General features: G+C 60.1%; 12 protein-coding genes. 2 read left to right on the forward strand and 10 right to left on the reverse strand.

The genetic code is table 11. The features are described from left to right. Positions 1 to 81: 81 nt before the first annotated feature. Together PY308_RS19665 and PY308_RS19670 are read right to left on the reverse strand one after the other, a co-directional pair. Positions 82 to 3,474, reverse strand: coding sequence for an acyl-[ACP]--phospholipid O-acyltransferase (locus PY308_RS19665; RefSeq protein ID WP_275785996.1), 3,393 nt, complete (start codon positions 3,472 to 3,474; stop codon positions 82 to 84). Between the two features lie 90 nt (positions 3,475 to 3,564). Then, entirely contained in the window at positions 3,565 to 3,846 is a 282-nt protein-coding gene (locus PY308_RS19670; RefSeq protein WP_275785998.1) for a YiaA/YiaB family inner membrane protein, read from the reverse strand. Between the two features lie 272 nt (positions 3,847 to 4,118). On the opposite strand from PY308_RS19670, the gene PY308_RS19675 reads away from it, so the two are divergent. Further along, positions 4,119 to 4,730, forward strand: coding sequence for a TetR/AcrR family transcriptional regulator (locus PY308_RS19675; RefSeq protein WP_275786001.1), 612 nt, complete (start codon positions 4,119 to 4,121; stop codon positions 4,728 to 4,730). A 65-nt stretch (positions 4,731 to 4,795) separates the two neighbouring features. Here PY308_RS19675 and PY308_RS19680 read toward each other — a convergent pair whose 3' ends face one another. Both PY308_RS19680 and PY308_RS19685 read right to left on the reverse strand, forming a co-directional pair. Next, positions 4,796 to 7,321: a DNA translocase FtsK gene (locus tag PY308_RS19680; RefSeq protein ID WP_434064176.1), complete on the reverse strand. Its 2,526-nt coding sequence runs from the start codon at positions 7,319 to 7,321 to the stop codon at positions 4,796 to 4,798. Between the two features lie 262 nt (positions 7,322 to 7,583). Continuing rightward, on the reverse strand, positions 7,584 to 7,973 hold the full coding sequence (locus tag PY308_RS19685) for a DUF1236 domain-containing protein (RefSeq protein ID WP_275786003.1): 390 nt from the start codon (positions 7,971 to 7,973) through the stop codon (positions 7,584 to 7,586). A gap of 225 nt (positions 7,974 to 8,198) precedes the next feature. Between PY308_RS19685 and PY308_RS19690 the strand changes: the two genes are divergently transcribed. Next, positions 8,199 to 9,614, forward strand: coding sequence for a phosphohexomutase domain-containing protein (locus PY308_RS19690; protein ID WP_275786006.1), 1,416 nt, complete (start codon positions 8,199 to 8,201; stop codon positions 9,612 to 9,614). A 45-nt stretch (positions 9,615 to 9,659) separates the two neighbouring features. Here PY308_RS19690 and PY308_RS19695 read toward each other — a convergent pair whose 3' ends face one another. The 6 genes from PY308_RS19695 to PY308_RS19720 all read right to left on the reverse strand — a co-directional run bounded on the left by PY308_RS19695 (position 9,660) and on the right by PY308_RS19720 (position 16,907). Next, positions 9,660 to 10,925: an FtsX-like permease family protein gene (locus PY308_RS19695; RefSeq protein WP_275786008.1), complete on the reverse strand. Its 1,266-nt coding sequence runs from the start codon at positions 10,923 to 10,925 to the stop codon at positions 9,660 to 9,662. Further along, positions 10,922 to 11,608 carry an ABC transporter ATP-binding protein gene (locus PY308_RS19700; protein ID WP_275786010.1) on the reverse strand — a complete coding sequence of 229 codons (687 nt, stop codon included), beginning with the start codon at positions 11,606 to 11,608 and terminating at the stop codon, positions 10,922 to 10,924. The genes PY308_RS19695 and PY308_RS19700 overlap by 4 nt, the downstream gene beginning before the upstream one ends. Further along, a complete protein-coding gene (locus PY308_RS19705; RefSeq protein WP_275786013.1) occupies positions 11,609 to 12,097 on the reverse strand; it encodes a hypothetical protein in 489 nt (162 codons plus the stop codon). A gap of 79 nt (positions 12,098 to 12,176) precedes the next feature. Further along, positions 12,177 to 13,943 carry an alkaline phosphatase gene (locus PY308_RS19710; RefSeq protein ID WP_275786016.1) on the reverse strand — a complete coding sequence of 589 codons (1,767 nt, stop codon included), beginning with the start codon at positions 13,941 to 13,943 and terminating at the stop codon, positions 12,177 to 12,179. A gap of 355 nt (positions 13,944 to 14,298) precedes the next feature. After that, positions 14,299 to 15,831, reverse strand: a complete 1,533-nt coding sequence (locus PY308_RS19715) for an acyl-CoA carboxylase subunit beta (protein WP_275786019.1) — start codon at positions 15,829 to 15,831, stop codon at positions 14,299 to 14,301. Between the two features lie 158 nt (positions 15,832 to 15,989). Further along, positions 15,990 to 16,907, reverse strand: a complete 918-nt coding sequence (locus tag PY308_RS19720) for an SMP-30/gluconolactonase/LRE family protein (protein WP_275786021.1) — start codon at positions 16,905 to 16,907, stop codon at positions 15,990 to 15,992. Between the last annotated feature and the right edge of the window lie 10 nt (positions 16,908 to 16,917).

The raw sequence follows: 16,917 nt of genomic DNA on the forward strand, positions 1-16,917 counted from the left end.
AGCGCTCCGTGGGATACGTATAGGGGGCTTCGCGCCGGAGGTGGCAAGCCGCGCATCCGGCTTGCCAGCCCAGGGCCAGACTCAGGCTGCCTGCCGCGATGCCAGCGCTTCCTCGGCCAATTTGCGTGCGGCGACGAAATCCACCTTGCCCGAGCCCAGCACCGGCACCTTGCCAACGGTCACGTCGGCAGGCACCATCATGTCCATGGCGCCATTCGATTTGGCAAAAGCCAGGAACTCGCTACGGGTGGCCTGCGGGGCATCGGTGAGAAGAAACAGTCGCTCACCCTTCTTTGCATCCGGAAGGGACGAGACGACGGAAAGGGCATCTGGCCAGAGCTTGCCGGCCAGCGCCTCGACGGCTGCCAGCGACACCATTTCCCCGCCGATCTTGGCGAAGCGCTTGGCACGGCCGCTGATCCTGACGAAACCTTCCGCGTCGATCGTGACGATGTCACCGGTATCGTGCCAGCCGCCGGCAAGCGGTTCGAGCACGCCGGGATTTTCGGTGCGCAAATATCCCGCCATCACATTGGCGCCGCGCACATGCAGGCGCCCGCCCTCCTCGATCCCCGGCACGGGCTCGAGCTTCCATTCCATGCCCGGCAAAATCTTGCCGACCGTGCCCGATTTGTTGAACATCGGCGTATTGATGGAGATGACCGGCGCGGCCTCGGTGACCCCGTAACCTTCCAGAATGCGCAGGCCGAATTTCTCCATATAGGTCTCCCGGGTCGAGGCTTTTACGGGCTCGGCCCCGGAGAAAATATAGCGGATCGAACGGAAGTCGTAGGGATGGGCGGTGCGGGCATAGCCGTTGAGGAACGTGTCGGTGCCGAAGATGATCGTCGCGTTCGAGGCGTAGATCAGTTCCGGGACGATGCGATAGTGCAGCGGCGAGGGATAGAAATAAACCGGCACGCCGGAGATCAGCGGCAGAATGGTGCCGGCAGTCAGGCCGAAGGAATGGAACACCGGCAGGATGTTGAAGACCTTGTCGCCGGCATGGAAATCGATGCGCGCGGCGGCCTGGGCGGCATTCGAGAGAATGTTGGCATGCGTAAGCACCACGCCCTTCGGCGTTCCCTCGGACCCCGATGTGAACAGGACGATCGCGGGATCCTGCGCATTTGCCTTTCTCAAAGGCCGGCTCCTGCGCAACAGTCCGACGACCTTGTCGACAACAGTGAATGAGCTTCGCAGATCGTCGAGCCAGACGATCGTTACATGCTTTTCCATTTCCTCGATGACGGGCCCGAGCTTCGCCTGGGCAATGAAGGCGCGGGAGGTGAGGACATGCCTGACCTCGGCCGCGGTGCAGGCGGCCAGAATATTGCTGGCGCCGGCGGTAAAGTTCAGCATGGCCGGGACCTTCCCCGCTGTCATGACGCCAAGAAGCGTGGCAACGGCGCCATTGGCGTTGGGCAGCATGACGCCCACCGTCTTTTCCGGAAACATGGTGATGAAACGGGCGCCAAGCACTGCTGCTCCCGTGAGAAGCTTGCCGTAGGAGAGGGAGCCGGTAACCGGATCCTCCGCCGCAAGCCGTCCCATGCCGCGTTCACGCGCCGTCTCGATGACCTTTTCCAGCACGGTCTTCGATGTGTCGGTGGTGCGGAACATCAGCATGGACATGACCTGATAGAGTGCAGCACCCGCGGCGATGCGCCGCTTCCGCCCTTTCAATTCTGCAGGCACATCAAGCCTGACCGGTTCGAGGATCGTCACCTTGACCTTCGGAAACAGACGGCGGCGAACCTGTCCGCCTGATAGCCGTGAGAAATAGCTTCTTTCCAGCCCGTCAATACGGACCGGCACGACCATCGAACCGGTCTTGTCGGCGACCATGGCCGCACCGTCGTAAACTTTCATGAGCGTGCCGGTGACCGTCAGGCGGCCTTCCGGGAAGATGCCGATCGAGTTGCCATCCTGCACGATCTTGATCAGCGACCGGGTTGCCATCGGCTTCGTGGGATCCAGCGGCAGGAATTTGCACATTTTCAGGAAAGGCTTGACCCACCAGGCCTGCGCGATCTTGTAGTCGATGGCAAAAACCGGTTCCTCCTCGGTAATCGCAAGGGCCAGGGCCCCGTCGAGGAAACTGACATGGTTGAGCGCGATGATCGGCGCCCTGCCCGCTTTCTTGATGTTTTCCAGTCCTTCCACCTCCAGGCGCATGAAGGCGCGGAACAAAATCGAGAGGAAATCCCGGAAGGGATTGGTCGGCAAGGTCGCCAGCATCAGCCAAGCAATGCCGATATTGAGGATGGACAGGCCGAGGATGATCATCGGAACCGACATCCCCGCAGCCTGCAGACCGGCCACCAGCGCGAGGCCGACGGTAATGAACATGGCGGAGAGCACATTGGCGGCGCCGATGACGCGGGCGCGACGGTCCTCATGCGCCCAGCTCTGCATGGCGGCAAAGGTCGGGACGGCCAAGAAGGCGCCGCCGACGGCCATGCCCGCGAGATCGATCGCCACGCGAACAGTGTTCTGGCCGGCAAAAAAGGCGCTTATCGTTTCGGCCTTGGCAATCGATTGCAAGCCCCAGAGGTTCCAGGCCAGATCCATGCCGAACAGGGCGATAATCAGCGTTCCGATCGGTGCGGGCAGCAGCACGACGCGGCCAGCCGACATCCATCCGGCAATGGCCGAGCCGATCGCGATCGAGACCGCAAAGACCGCGAGATAGGCGGGCACGACGACCTCCGAACCGCCGAGAATTTCCGTGACCATGATCGGCAGCATCGACATGACGAAGGCGCCGACGAACCAGAACCAGCAGTTCATCAAGGCCGAACGCCAGATGCGTGTGTCGTCCCGCAGTTCGCTGACAAGCGTGTAGCTCGATCGAAACACATTGCGGTCGACGACCAGACCGGGCGCTTTTGAGCCCGTGGGCGGGATCATGCGCGCGGCGATCCAGCAGAGAACCGACAACCCCATCATCATCGGGCCGAAGACCCAGACATTTTCGCCCTTGGTAAAGGCAAGCGCTGCGACGATGGTGCCGGTGAGGATGGCGATGAACGTGCCGCCCTCGATCCAGGCATTGGCTTTCGGAAGATCCTTGCGTTCGAGATGATCCGGCAGGATGCCGTATTTGATTGGCCCGAACAGCGCGGAGATGACGCCGAAGCCGAACAGGGCCAGCATCAGGACCGGAATGGAGGAAAAGGCGATACCGACCACCGAAATGGCTGCGACGGCAATCTCCGAACGCTTCAGGATTTCGGCGAGCCAGGCCTTGTCATATTTGTCGGCCATTTGCCCGGCCATTGCCGACAGAAGCAGGAAGGGAAGGATAAAGATACCACCCGCGACCGTGACCAGCGATGCGCCTTCCGACGCCATCTGGGCAAGAATGATGAACACCAATGTCTGCTTCAGGAAATTGTCGTTAAAGGCCGAGAGAAATTGCGTCCAGAATAGCGGCGCGAATTTCCTCGATGTCATCAGATTGCTGCGCATGCCGGTTCCCCATTTGTCAAAACAGAAGGCCATAGAGATGTTACGCAAAGGTTGAACCCGCAAACAACTCATTGGTGTGGTAAACGAATATTAGCTCTCGCCATTGCGATTGAAATTAACAAGAAGCTTTTCCGTCTTGGCGTCTTCGATCCTGCGGATCAGCTTGTCCGATTCGGCGTTGTCGCGCAGCGTCTTGGTGATGTTGACCGTGGTCTGCACCAGCATCAGGATCCCCATGGTGAGATAGCCCTTGCCCCAAAGATCGAGCGGCATGGTGTAGAGGCCAGCAGCGAGCATGAAGGCCGCGGTGCCGAAGGAAATATAGGAAAAGCTCACCCAGCTGGAGGAGTGCTTTTGAATGCTGTCGGTCATCATAATGGTCCTTTTTCAATAGTGACACCAGATCAAGCGGCGGAGTTCATGTGGTCGCCAAGGCAGGCAAGGACATCAACCGGATTTACTGACCGGGGTGCGTGCGGAAGGCTGCTTAAGACTAAGTCCGCCGCGCGCAATGAGCGAATTGATTTGAACATGCCCCGTCTCCGATGTATGAACGGCGTTCATGAAACGAGATATATCGAATATCTGAACAACGTTCAAGAATTATTTTGAACGTTGTTCACGACTTGAATTGGAATGGGTTAATGAGTGGGCGAAGGGAAGAAAAGCGCGAGGATTTGCGGGCGCGTCTGATCGAGGCGGCCCGCAACCGCATCGCCGCCGATGGTTTGACGAACCTGAGGGCCCGTGACGTCACGCAGGACGCCGGCTGCGCACTTGGCGGCCTCTATACCGTGTTTGCCGATCTCGACGACCTGATTTTTCACGTCAACTCGGGCACGCTGAAATCGCTGGAAGCGACATTTGCTCTCGCGGAGGTCAAGGACCGCACGCCCACGGATGAGTTGCGCAATCTTGCGCGTGGCTATCTGACTTTCGCCGTCAACCATCGTCATCTCTGGAAGGCTTTGTTCGAGCATCGCCTGTCGGAGGGGCGGGAATCACCCCAGTGGCATCTCGACGAACATCTGTTCCTGATGGACGTGATCGCCGCGCCACTTGTCGACCTGCAGCCCGGCTTGTCCGCAGAAGAACGCGCCAGCCGCGCCCGCACGCTCTTTGGTGCGGTGCATGGCGTTATCAGCATCAGTCTGGAAGCGCGGTTTGTCGGCGTTCCCACCGAAAAGCTCGAACGGGAACTCGACGACTTCGTACTGACCATCGCCGCCGGCTCGAAAGCCCGACAGAAGGATTGATCGCTCGACAAGCGATGTCTCCCACGGGCAGGAACGCCGTCGCTCCCTGCCCGCAGCCTCGCTTCTCAATCGTCGTCAGGGACAGGCGTTTCGATGCTATCGCGGACCCCGGAGAGGATCGTGCGTTTGCCGACATGGTTTGCCGCCCCCACGAGCCCTTCCTTTTCCATGCGCTCGACCAGCGAGGCGGCCCGGTTATAACCGATCTGCAAGCGGCGCTGGATGTAGGATGTCGAGCATTTCTTGTCTCTAAGCACCACCTTGACGGCCTTGTCATAGAGATCGTTGCCGTCTTCCTCGGCCATTGCTCCCTTGTCGAACACGGCGCCGTCTTCTTCCGCAAGCTCGTCCGTATCTTCGGCATCTTCCGTCACGGTGCCGAGATATTCCGGCCGCCCTTGCGTTTTCAGATGCGCGACAACCTTCTCGACTTCCTCATCGGATACGAACGGTCCATGAACACGGGCGATCCGCCCGCCGCCGACCATGTGCAGCATGTCCCCCTGCCCCAGAAGATGCTCGGCGCCCTGTTCGCCGAGGATCGTCCGGCTGTCGATCTTGGAGGTGACCTGAAAGGAGATGCGCGTCGGAAAGTTGGCCTTGATCGTGCCGGTGATGACATCGACCGAGGGACGCTGCGTCGCCATGATCAGGTGAATGCCGGCCGCACGCGCCATCTGGGCCAGCCGCTGGATCGCACCCTCGATCTCCTTGCCGGCGACCATCATCAGATCTGCCATCTCGTCAACGATAACGACGATATAGGGCATGGGGGCGAGATCCATTTCCTCCTGTTCGAAGATCGGCTCTCCGGTCGAGCGGTCGAAGCCGGTCTGGACCGAGCAGAGAATCGTCTCGCCTTTGGCCCGCGCAGAGGCAGCCCGCGCATTGAAGCCGTCGATATTGCGAACCCCGAGACGCGACATCTTCCGATAGCGGTCCTCCATTTCACGCACGGCCCATTTCAGCGCCATGACGGCTTTCTTGGGATCGGTGACCACCGGCGTCAGCAGGTGAGGAATGCCGTCATAGACCGACAGTTCCAGCATCTTCGGATCGACCATGATCAGGCGGCACTCCTCCGGCTTCAACCGGTAGAGCAGGGAGAGGATCATGGTGTTGATGGCAACAGATTTGCCCGACCCGGTCGTGCCGGCAACGAGCAGATGCGGCATCTTGGCAAGTTCCGCGACCACCGGTTCGCCGCCGATGGTTTTTCCAAGGCAAAGCGCCAGCTTGAAGCGTGTCTCGCCATAGCTTTCGGATTCGATCATCTCCCGGAAGTAGACGGTTTCCCGAATGGGATTGGGCAGTTCGATGCCGATGACATTACGGCCGGGAACGACCGCGACACGCGCCGACAACGCCGACATCGACCGGGCGATATCGTCGGACAAACCGATGACCCGCGAGGATTTCACGCCCGGCGCAGGTTCGAATTCGTAAAGGGTGACGACCGGGCCGGGCCGGACATCGATGATCTCGCCGCGGATGCCGAAATCTTCAAGAACGCTTTCCAGCAGGCCGGCGCTCTGCTCAAGCGCTTCCTGGCTGATGATCGCGGTTTCCTGGGTCAACGGCTCCTGCAGCAGGGTGACAGGGGGAAACTCATATTCGCCGCTCGCCACCGGTACTCGAGCCGTTCTTTTCACAGGCTGCGGCGCGGCGATCACGATCCTCTCGACCGGCGGATCGATAACGACCTCGGCCGGCGCGCTATCGTCTTCAGACTGAAGGGCAGGCGCTGGCTCGCATGGGGGCTCAACGATTTCGCTTTCCATTGCCTGCAAAGGCGGCAACTGGGGGGCGGTCGCCGCGGCCTGCCAAATCGCGGATAAACCGATCGATTGCGGTCCGGCTGCACGCACACCGATCTCGCGGTAAAGTCCAGTCACCGAATGAAGCGCTGGTACAACGTCAGGAGCGTGCCATCGTGCCGGCTCAACCTCGACATCCATCGCGGACGTCAGATCCATGGCGCTCCAGAACACGTCGTCCGACACATTGTACAGCGCGCTTGGCAGCTTCCTGGTCAGCCCTGCTTCCGTGGGCACATCGCTCTCTTTCGGCAGCAAGAATGCCGGATCGATCGGCATCTCCGAAGTCTCCGCAACGGCTACGGGCGGCACCTCGACTTCCTGCTTCAAGCGCATGGCCAACAATTGCACGCCGGATGCGCCTCCTGTTGCACCATCAGAAACCTGTTCTTGAGCAGCGAAGTCCTGCCGGAGAGCCTGTTGCGGAGGGACGCTTTCCGGCAATGGCGGTACGTCCGAACCCACTGCGGCCGGCTCACCCAATGCTCCGGTTTGCGCGCGCTTGGAATAGGCGCTTTCAGGCGTGCGTGTAAAACGGACATTCGGCCTCAGCATAAAGGCGCTTTGCCATACCGGCACGTCTTCACGCCCTTCGACCGAACTGGCAGCCAGAACATCCTCATCAGCACGCGAACCGCTGCCCGCCGAGAGATTATCCATCACCGGGGAAGAGGCAGGCCGATGGTCCATTTCCGGACCGAGTTCTCCACCCGTATTGTGCTCGGCTCCCGCTTGATTGAGGCGGTTTGGAAGATTTGTTCGGGAAAGACGCATCGGGACCTGCTCACTCAAAATTCACGGGCAAAAGGCTCCCTCAATTCAATAGAAAATAAAGGTTAATCACCCCTTTCCAGCTCGGCTTGTTTACCGGATTTTCCAAGTCCGCCGCGTCTTCTCGCGAGCTAGGACCAGCAGCTGCGCCAGTCCGCAATGTCAAATAAAATACCGCTTTTGCACAGCGCGCCGACTATCAAAAGGAAAAAGGGGCGGCACTGGCCACCCCTTCCTGGAAACATAAACAGCCACGATCTGCAGACTACTGAAGAATCTGCACGACGGTGTGCGTCTGCGGATCGACGATCACGCGCTGGTCGTTGACGATCACATAGGCGTAGCGCGGATCCCCCTCAACCGGGACAAGCACCACCTCCTGCGGGATCGGCTTGCCGACCGCCAAAGGCTGCTCCACCACGATCGACTGCTGCACAGGCTGCTGCTGCACATAGGTGACCACTGTCTCCGGCGGCGGCTCCAGCGCCCCGCCAGCGACCGCGCCCACGACGGCACCGACCCCTGCGCCAACCGGTCCGCCAATGATTGCGCCTGTTGCCGCCCCGCCGACCATGCCGGTGGTGGCGCTTTCCTGCGCCAGTGCTGCCGTCGACATCAAACCCAGAATGGCTGCGGTGATGATGGCGTGTTTCATGACATTCTCCTCAATTTTCAATTCCATGTGTCCCTGCGAAAACAATGCGGCAGCGCATGCTTTGGTTCCGTTGGGATTTAGGAGGGTGATGCGCATGACGGATGCGTCATGGTTGCGCTGCACTGCAACGATCTTCGCAGTGAGCCGCAGAACGGCTTCCCTGTCATCCGCAACGGCAGTAAGAAGCTGAAGTTTCGGGTGAGATGTATCTGCAGGGAGACGGACTTGAGCCTTAAATTCGGAACAAGTGGATTGCGCGGCCTGTCCGTCGAACTGGCGGGGAAACCGTCCTTTATTTACGCTGCGGCTTTTGCAACCTTTTTGCTGAAAAACCGGATTGCCGCACCAGGCGATCGCGTTCTCGTCGGGTACGACTTCCGCGAGTCCAGTCCTGCAATTGCCGCAAATGCAAGACGGGCGATTCGCGCATCAGGGCTGGAACCGGTCGATTGCGGCACGGTGCCGACACCGGCTCTGGCGTTTTACGGCCTGAAAACCGGGGTGGCATCGATGATGGTGACGGGATCCCATATCCCGGCAGACCGGAACGGCATCAAGTTTTATCTGCCGAGCGGCGAGATCGACAAATCCCACGAGCAGGGAATTTCCGCCCTCGCTGCAGAGTTCGGGAATTGGGACGTCCCCATATCGCCGGACGCGACGGCCGACCCCTCTGCGGATGTGGCCGCCGTCTTCATGGAGCGCAGCAAAACAATTCTCCCGCACCGTGCACTCGATGGCATGCGCGTCGGCGTTTACCAGCACTCCTCCGTTGCCCGCGACATGCTGAGCGAGATTCTAAGTCACTATGGCGCGCATGTGGTCGATCTCGGGCGTTCCGCAAATTTCATCCCGGTCGACACGGAGGCAGTATCGGCATCGACCATCGCTTTGCTGACAGGCTGGTCGAGCAAGTTCGCGATCGACGCCATCGTCTCGGCCGACGGAGATGGCGACCGGCCGCTGATTGCAGACGAGAAGGGCGTGCCGGTGGCTGGCGATATATGCGGCCTGATAACCGCGCGTTTCCTCGGTGCCGATGCGATCGTCACGCCGATCACGTCCAATTCGGGCATAGAGGCTTCCGGCAATGGCCACGTCATCCGGACGAGGGTCGGGTCACCCTACGTCATCGCCGGCATGCTGGAAGCGCAGAAAACCCACCATCGCATTGTCGGCTTCGAGGCGAATGGCGGAACGTTGACTGCCTCGCCTTTCAAGCTCGCATCCGGAGACCTCGAGGCTTTGCCGACACGGGACGCCTTCCTCCCCATTCTTGCGGTTCTGGGCACGGTGGCAACCTCGGGCCTGTCTCTTGCGGGCCTGACGCGGGCACTTGGTCTTCCCGCGACTGCGGCGGACCGGCTTGAAAATTTCGCTACGGACAGAAGTGCCGCCATCATGGCGTGGCTGCGGGCGGACCGAACCAATCTCGAGCAGTTTGTCGCTCCTTTGGGCCAGCCCATAGACGTCAACGAACTGGACGGGCTTCGCATCACCCTGCACAATGGCCGGATCATTCATTTCAGGCCATCAGGCAACGCGCCGGAAATGCGCTGCTATGTCGAAGCCGACAGTGCCGATGCGGCAGCGGAGATGCTTCAAGCAGGTCTTCGGCTCCTACGGGAATTCGCCGCATGACATGATCCGCGGCGTAACGGTCCGGCGCAATGGGGCTGCAACGTCTCAACTCCTAAGTGCCGCCGCCGGGGGCTGCCTGTAGGCGATGAAGGCTGGAAGGGCGGCCAGGATTGCAGCCGAGGCGAGAAGCAATGCCGCAAAGACGATGTCCTGCATCTCAAAGGCAACCGGGAGGGTAACGCCGCTGTCGCTTGACATCACATTGGCAATCGCAACCGAACCGGCAAAGCCGATGAGGAAGCCCAGCCCGACGCCGAGGGCGATCAGAATGAACAGTTCCAGCCAGACGATCGCGAACAAGGCGGTACGCGGAGCGCCAAAAGCCCGCAAAGCGCCGATCTGCCGCCTTCGCTGCCCGACATGAATGACCGTTACCAGAAGCAGCGCGGCTGCGATCAGAACCTGCGTGCTGACCGCAACGGCAAACAACACGAGCTTTGCATCGCCCAGCGTGCCGTAAAGCCGGGTCAGAACCTCTCCGGGGAAAACGGCAAGCGTCGGGCCGGCGCGGTAGTCCTGCCGGAGACGATAGGCGTCTGCGATCGTTCTCGGCTTGACGAGAATCGCAGGCAGGCCCGGCATGTGATCCGTCCAGGTCTCCTTAAGGGGTGCATCCGGGCTGGCAACGCCGTCATGGTCGTGATTGTCATGATCGTCGGCATCGAAGGATGGGGCGATGCCGCCCTCGGCCTCCTCGTGGTGGTCTTCACCCATGCCATGAATGTGCCAGACAGCCTGTATCGGAACGAGGATCGCCTTGTCCCAGGCAGTGCCGGTCGGCAGGAGACGGCCGGACACGGTGTAGGCAAGTTCCGTATGGGTTTTGCCGCCCTCTTCAGCCGTTCCGTGCATCGGCTTGATTATTGTACCGAGCGGCATGGCAACCATCGCTCCGATCACCGCCTCACCTTCGCGGGCAAAAACACGGCCTTCCTGCAGCCCTGCCGAAATATTCGAGACGAGCGTCGTTGTCGTCCCCACGACAGGATAGCCGGCAAAGGAATCGCCAAAACCGATCGGTGCTGCCCAGGCAACCCGCGGATCGGTGCTAAGCTTTGCAAGGACGGAACCCTCCATGAGCGGCAGCGGCGACGCCTGAAGAAAGACGGAGGACAGGACAAGCTGTGTCTCGCTACCGGCGGCGCCGATCACAAGATCGAACTTGTCGGCGGCCCGCGCGCTGCCCAGCCGCAAGGCTCTTTCCTGCAGGGTGACGGCGACGCCGAGCGCCACGGACAGAGCGACGAGAAGAACGACGACACAAGAGCCGCCCCAATGGCGGCGCAGGTCGGCAAGAATGAACCCGATCACGCGGCAAGCTCCATGACGGTGTCGCTGACCACACGGCCGGAATCAAGGACGATGCGCCGGTCGAGGCGAGCGGTCAGCCGGGCATCATGCGAGACGACGATCAGCGTGCTTTTCTCTGCTTCCGCCAGTTCGATCAGCAGATCGCCGACCGCATGGCCGCTGCCAGCGTCGAGGCTGGCTGTCGGCTCGTCCGCGACGATCACGCCGGGTCTGCGGACAAGGGCCCGGGCAACGGCGACGCGCTGCATCTCGCCGCGCGACATGGTCTCAATGCGCTGATCGGGACGGTTCAGCCCGGTTTTCCGCAGCAGCAATCGAGCCCGCTCGATGACATCAGCGCTGATATCCCGGGAAAGCCGAGCCGGAAGAAGCACATTGTCGAGCGCCGAAAGGCCCGGAAAAAGATGAAAATCCTGCATGACAAGGCCGATATTGATCGCCCGCCACCGGTCACGACGGCTTTCGGACAGGACCGCTATATCCGTGCCGCCCCATTCGACCCGTCCACTCGTGCAGCGCTCAAGCCCGGTGATGATGTTGACCAACGTACTCTTGCCCGAGCCTGAGGCCCCGTTGACAGCGATACGGCTGCCTGCCGCGATGTCCAAAAACGCGATGTCCAGCACAGGAGCCGAAAGACCGGGAAAGGACATCGAAACTGCTTCAAGCCTAAGCGCGAGCATCTAGGCAGTCCAGTAGCGGGCATCACGCAGACGCAGCCTGCTGACGAAGCCGGTTTCCGGGTCCGTCCAGCTGCCCATTTCCAGAGTTCCGGAAACATCGATGCGCGTCCCCGGCTGAACGAAGGTCTGCTTTTCGTCGAGATAGATCACGACGATATTGTCCGGCCAGTCGGAATCCGACGAGCAGAACGGGCAGATCGACATCGGGATTTCCGTCAGGACGAAGAAATTGGCTTCTGCCTTGAGAGGTGGCGCCATGAAGCCGCTCATGGTGACGGATTGCCCCGTCAAGTCTTTCACCTTCTGCGAAAATTCCAGCCCGAGTACGCTGATCTTGCCGTAGAGATCGTCAAAGCCGATTTCCGCATTTGCCGCAAGCGTTTGGCGTGAAGCGCCAGCCGATAGCGGCACCAGCACCAAGGCTGTGAGGAAATGACGCCTGCACAGAGAAAGCCTTGGATGATTTGCAGATGGCCGAGTGTTCGACATAGCACCTATCCTTGCAGAGGAAAGAAACGCAAAATTCCGGGCGGTGCAGACCGCCCGGAACGACATTCAAATCGGCAGATTACTTGCCGGCGACCTTGGTCGGTGCGCCAAGGGCAAATGCATCGGCAAGAACGCGATAAACATCGCTTTCTTCCATATAGCCCTTGAATTCTTCCGAGCCAGGACCGGTTGCCTGCAGCACGACGTCGTCGACGGCGTGAACGGCACTGTCGGAGGTGCGCGGAAGATTGCCCTCGCGCAGCACGGCGCCCGGAATATCCTTATAGGCCGGATTGGCGATATATTCCTTCTTTTCGTTCTGGATCGACGGCTCGAACGGTCCGTCCATCTTCGGGCGGAACGTTTCGTAGTAATCCGGGTAGTTGTTGGAGAAGACAGCCAGACGCTTGCTCACATCGACCTTGTCGGGGAACCCGTCGCCATCCTTGTCTTCATAGTTCGGGAAGCCGGCCTCTGCATAAACGCCCACCTTTTCCCGCATTTCCGTACCCGGCTTGCTGTCGTCGATCGTGCCGATGATGGAAACGCCATGCGCATGGTCGCCGGTGACGACGATCAGCGTGTCGGGGTTCTTTTCGGCAAATTCGCGGGCCAGACCAACGACCTGGTCGAATTCGATTGTGTCATACAGCGCACGATCCCAGTCCATCGGATGCGACATCTTGTCGACCGAAGCCGCTTCCACCATCAGGAAGAAACCTTCCGGGTTCTTGGACAGCTCGCTAAGGGCTGCCTTAGTCATGTCCACGAGGCCCGGCTGGTTCGGAAACTTGTCGACGGTGCCTTTTTTCAGGAATTTGCGGTCAAGGAGCGTGTCCATGTTGCCGGTGTGGAACAGGCCGAGAAGTTTGCCGGTGTTGTTGCCGGCAGCGGAGTCCAGTTCGGTCTTGTCGGTCGCCAGCGCGTAGCCCGCATCCTTGAACAGCTGGATGTAATCCTTGTCGTCCTTGCGCTTCGAGCCCGGCGTCGCCTGCGGCAGGAAGTAAGCGGAACCGCCGCCGAGGATGACATCCGGCTGAACGTCGAGGAACATGCCGACGATATCGGCCTTGTCGGCGCGCTTGCGGGTATGGGAGACGACGGCGGCTGGCGTCGCGTCTTCGATTTCCGCCGTCGAAACGACGCCGATGGATTTCGTCGAGGTACGGCGCACAGCTTCGGCAATGGTCTCGACCCTGGGGTCGTCAAGGCTGGAAGGCGTGCGATCGGCATAGACGCCGAGCGCATTGACCGCCGCCTTGTGGCCGGTCATGTAGGCCGACATGGTGTTGGCGCTGTCCGTTGCGATCGCGTCCGTGGCGGATGTGCCGATGAAGGCCATGCGGTCAAGATCGTCCATGTTCAGGCGGCCATTGGCCTTGCCTTCGGTCATGCCCTTGGACATCAGACGCGCGCCGGTGCGGTGCGCCACCGACAAGCCATCGGCAAGAAGGAAGATGACGTTCTTCGCCTTCGGCGCTTCGGCTGTGCCGTAGACATCCCAGGTTACGGATTTGGTCTCGGTGCCCGAGGTAACGTCCACTTTATAGGCGCCCGGCTTGGAAAGCTTCAGTGCGCGCAGAACAAGCGCTGACCCCAGGCTTTTGTCTTCCTTGCCTTTTTCATCGGCAACGAATTCGGCATCCGACCCGAACAGGGTCTTGTAGTCTTCGCCGTTGACGGTGACCTTTACATCTTCCGGCTTCACGACGCCGTTCAGCTCGACCTTGAAATCGAAGGGCGAACCGGCGAGGATCGTTGCCCTGTCCAGCGGATAGACGGTGGTGGCATGGGCGGCGCCCGTAAGAATGGTCGTGGCGGCGAGTGCCGCAAGAAGAAGACGCATGTAAAACCTCGCTTTTGACATCGTGCGTTGGCGGATGTGGCTGCAATATCGTCTGTCCGTGACGGCTGCATGACGCCGTAGTTTTCCAACCGTTCTCATTTCAGCCACCGCAGGCAGATGCCAGACCAAGCAATTCAACGAAACGCCGGTTTTGAACAGAGGCAGCATCGGGCTCGACAGCGTGAAGCCGCCTGAAAGAGCCTGCCCGATAAGCACGGCCTCTTCTGCCGCGCACGCATGCAGCGCATCACGGTCGCAACAGAACAGACGGGGGTGCTGGCGATGCCCGATTTCCTTGCCGTTCAAATAATGAGACAGGCAATTTCACCGCGATTTTTGATCGGAAAATCCCGCCTTACAACGGTATCGTATCGTGCTTGCGCCACAGTTGCTCTTTGCGCTTGCCCTTAAGCGAGGCAAACGCTCGCGCAATCCTGCGACGGGATGAGTGCGGCATGATCACTTCATCGATAAAACCGCGTTCGGCGGCGATGAAGGGGGTGGCGAAGCGTTCCTCGTATTCCTTTGTGCGTCCTGCGATCTTTTGTGCATCGCCCAGTTCGGAGCGGTACAGGATTTCGGTGGCGCCCTTGGCGCCCATGACGGCGATTTCGGCGGTTGGCCAGGCATAATTGATGTCCGCCCCGATATGCTTCGAGGCCATCACGTCATAGGCGCCGCCATAGGCTTTTCGCGTGATCAGCGTCACCATCGGCACGGTTGCCTGTGAATAGGCAAACAGCAGCTTGGCACCGTGCTTGATGACACCGCCATATTCCTGCGCGACACCGGGCAGGAAGCCGGGAACATCGACCAGCGTCAGGATGGGAATCGAAAAGGCATCGCAGAAGCGAACGAAACGGGCAGCCTTTCGCGAGCTGTCAATATCCAGGCAGCCAGCCAGAACCATAGGCTGGTTGGCGACGACGCCGACCGTCTGTCCTTCGAGCCGCATGAAGCCGGTGATGATGTTTTTCGCAAAGGCTTCCTGCAGTTCGAAGAAATCGCCCTCGTCGGCGACCGCGTGGATGAGTTCCTTCATATCATAGGGTTTGGTGGAACTGCCCGGGATCAGCGTGTCGAGCCGCATCTCGATGCGGGCCGGATCGTCATGGAACGGTCGTACTGGCGGCTTCTCACGGTTGTTGGCCGGCAGGAAATCGAACAGCAAGCGCACATGCTCCAGCGTTTCGATATCGTTCTCGTAAGATCCATCGGCGACGGAGGATTTTTTCGTGTGCGTGCACGCACCGCCCAGTTCTTCGGCCGTGACGATCTCGTTGGTGACCGTCTTGACCACATCCGGGCCGGTGACGAACATGTAGGAACTGTCGCGCACCATGAAGATGAAGTCGGTCATGGCAGGCGAATAGACAGCGCCGCCGGCGCAGGGACCCATGATGACCGAAATCTGCGGAATGACGCCCGACGCCTCGGCATTGCGGCGGAAGACCTCGGCATAGCCGGCAAGCGAGGAAACGCCTTCCTGGATGCGGGCACCTCCGGAATCGTTCAACCCGATCACCGGCGCGCCGTTTCGCATGGCCATATCCATGACCTTGCAGATTTTCTGGGCATGGGTTTCCGACAGCGAACCGCCGAGAACCGTGAAATCCTGGGAGAAGACGTAAACCTGCCGGCCGTTGATCGTGCCCCAGCCCGTGACGACACCGTCGCCTGCGACCTTCTGTTCAGCCATACCGAAATCCACCGCACGGTGGGTGACGTACATGTCGTATTCCTCGAACGAATCTTCGTCCAGAAGAACCTCGAGCCGCTCCCGCGCCGTCAGCTTGCCCTTGGCATGCTGCGCGTCGATGCGCTTTTTCCCGCCGCCGAGCCTTGCCTCGGTTCGCCGCGCCTCAAGCTGCTCTAAAACGACCCGCATTTTTCCTCCTCGAAGACTGCGCATGGCAATCCTGTAGCCAATGCCAGAAGTTCACAAAAGCGTTGGCCGTGCAAGGACGGGTACATCATAAAATAGTAGTGGAGAACTTGAATTGTGCCCGGCAACAGCCGACGGGCGGCCCCTTTAATCCGCCTTCATCAGCGCGGCCATGTTGCGCCTGATGTCGTGAGATAGATGGCATAAAGCGACTGTGTGGCCGTGATGAACAGACGGTTGCGGCGCTGGCCGCCAAACGTAAGATTGGCGACCGTCTGCGGCACCTTGATCTTGCCGATCAGGGTGCCGTCAGGCGCAAAGCAGTGCACTCCATCGGCAGCGCTAGACCAGAGATTGCCGCTCACATCGACGCGCAGTCCATCCGGAATACCATTATCGATCGTGCAGAAAGCCCTTCCGCCCGACAGCGACCCGTTGGGGCCGATGTCAAAAAGCCGAATATGGCGAGCCGCGGTTTCGTCGTGGCTGGCACCGCTGTCGGCGACATAGAGCTTGGTTTCGTCCGGTGAAAAGGCCAGGCCGTTCGGCTGCAGAAAATCGCTGACCACAGCGGCGAGATCGCCGGTGGAGGGATCCAGCCGGTAGACATTGCGGGTCGGCTGTTCCGGATTTGCCTGATACCCTTCGTAATCCGATAGAATGCCGTAGGTCGGATCGGTGAACCAGATGGTGTCGTCCGAGCGGACGATCACATCGTTGGGAGAATTGAGCCGTCTGCCCTGATAGCTGTCGGCCAGAACCGTGATCGAGCCATCCGTCTCCGTGCGGGTGACGCGCCGTGTGCCGTGCTCGCAGGAAATCAACCGGCCCTGCCGGTCGCGGGTATTGCCGTTGGTGAAGTTCGACGGTGCGCGGAACACGGAGACCCCGCCATCCGGCACCCAGCGCATCATCCGCTGGTTGGGAATGTCGCTCCAGACGAGGTGTTGCGCATCGTCGAACCAGACCGGGCCTTCGGCCCAACGGCAGCCGGTGCAAAGTTCTTCAAGCGCGACACTGCCGATGAACAGCGCCTTGAATCTTGGATCATGGACTTCGTAGGGAGATGTTTGAAGCATGGGACTGGAC

The sequence above is a fragment of the Pararhizobium gei genome (assembly GCF_029223885.1).
Taxonomy (GTDB): domain Bacteria; phylum Pseudomonadota; class Alphaproteobacteria; order Rhizobiales; family Rhizobiaceae; genus Pararhizobium; species Pararhizobium gei.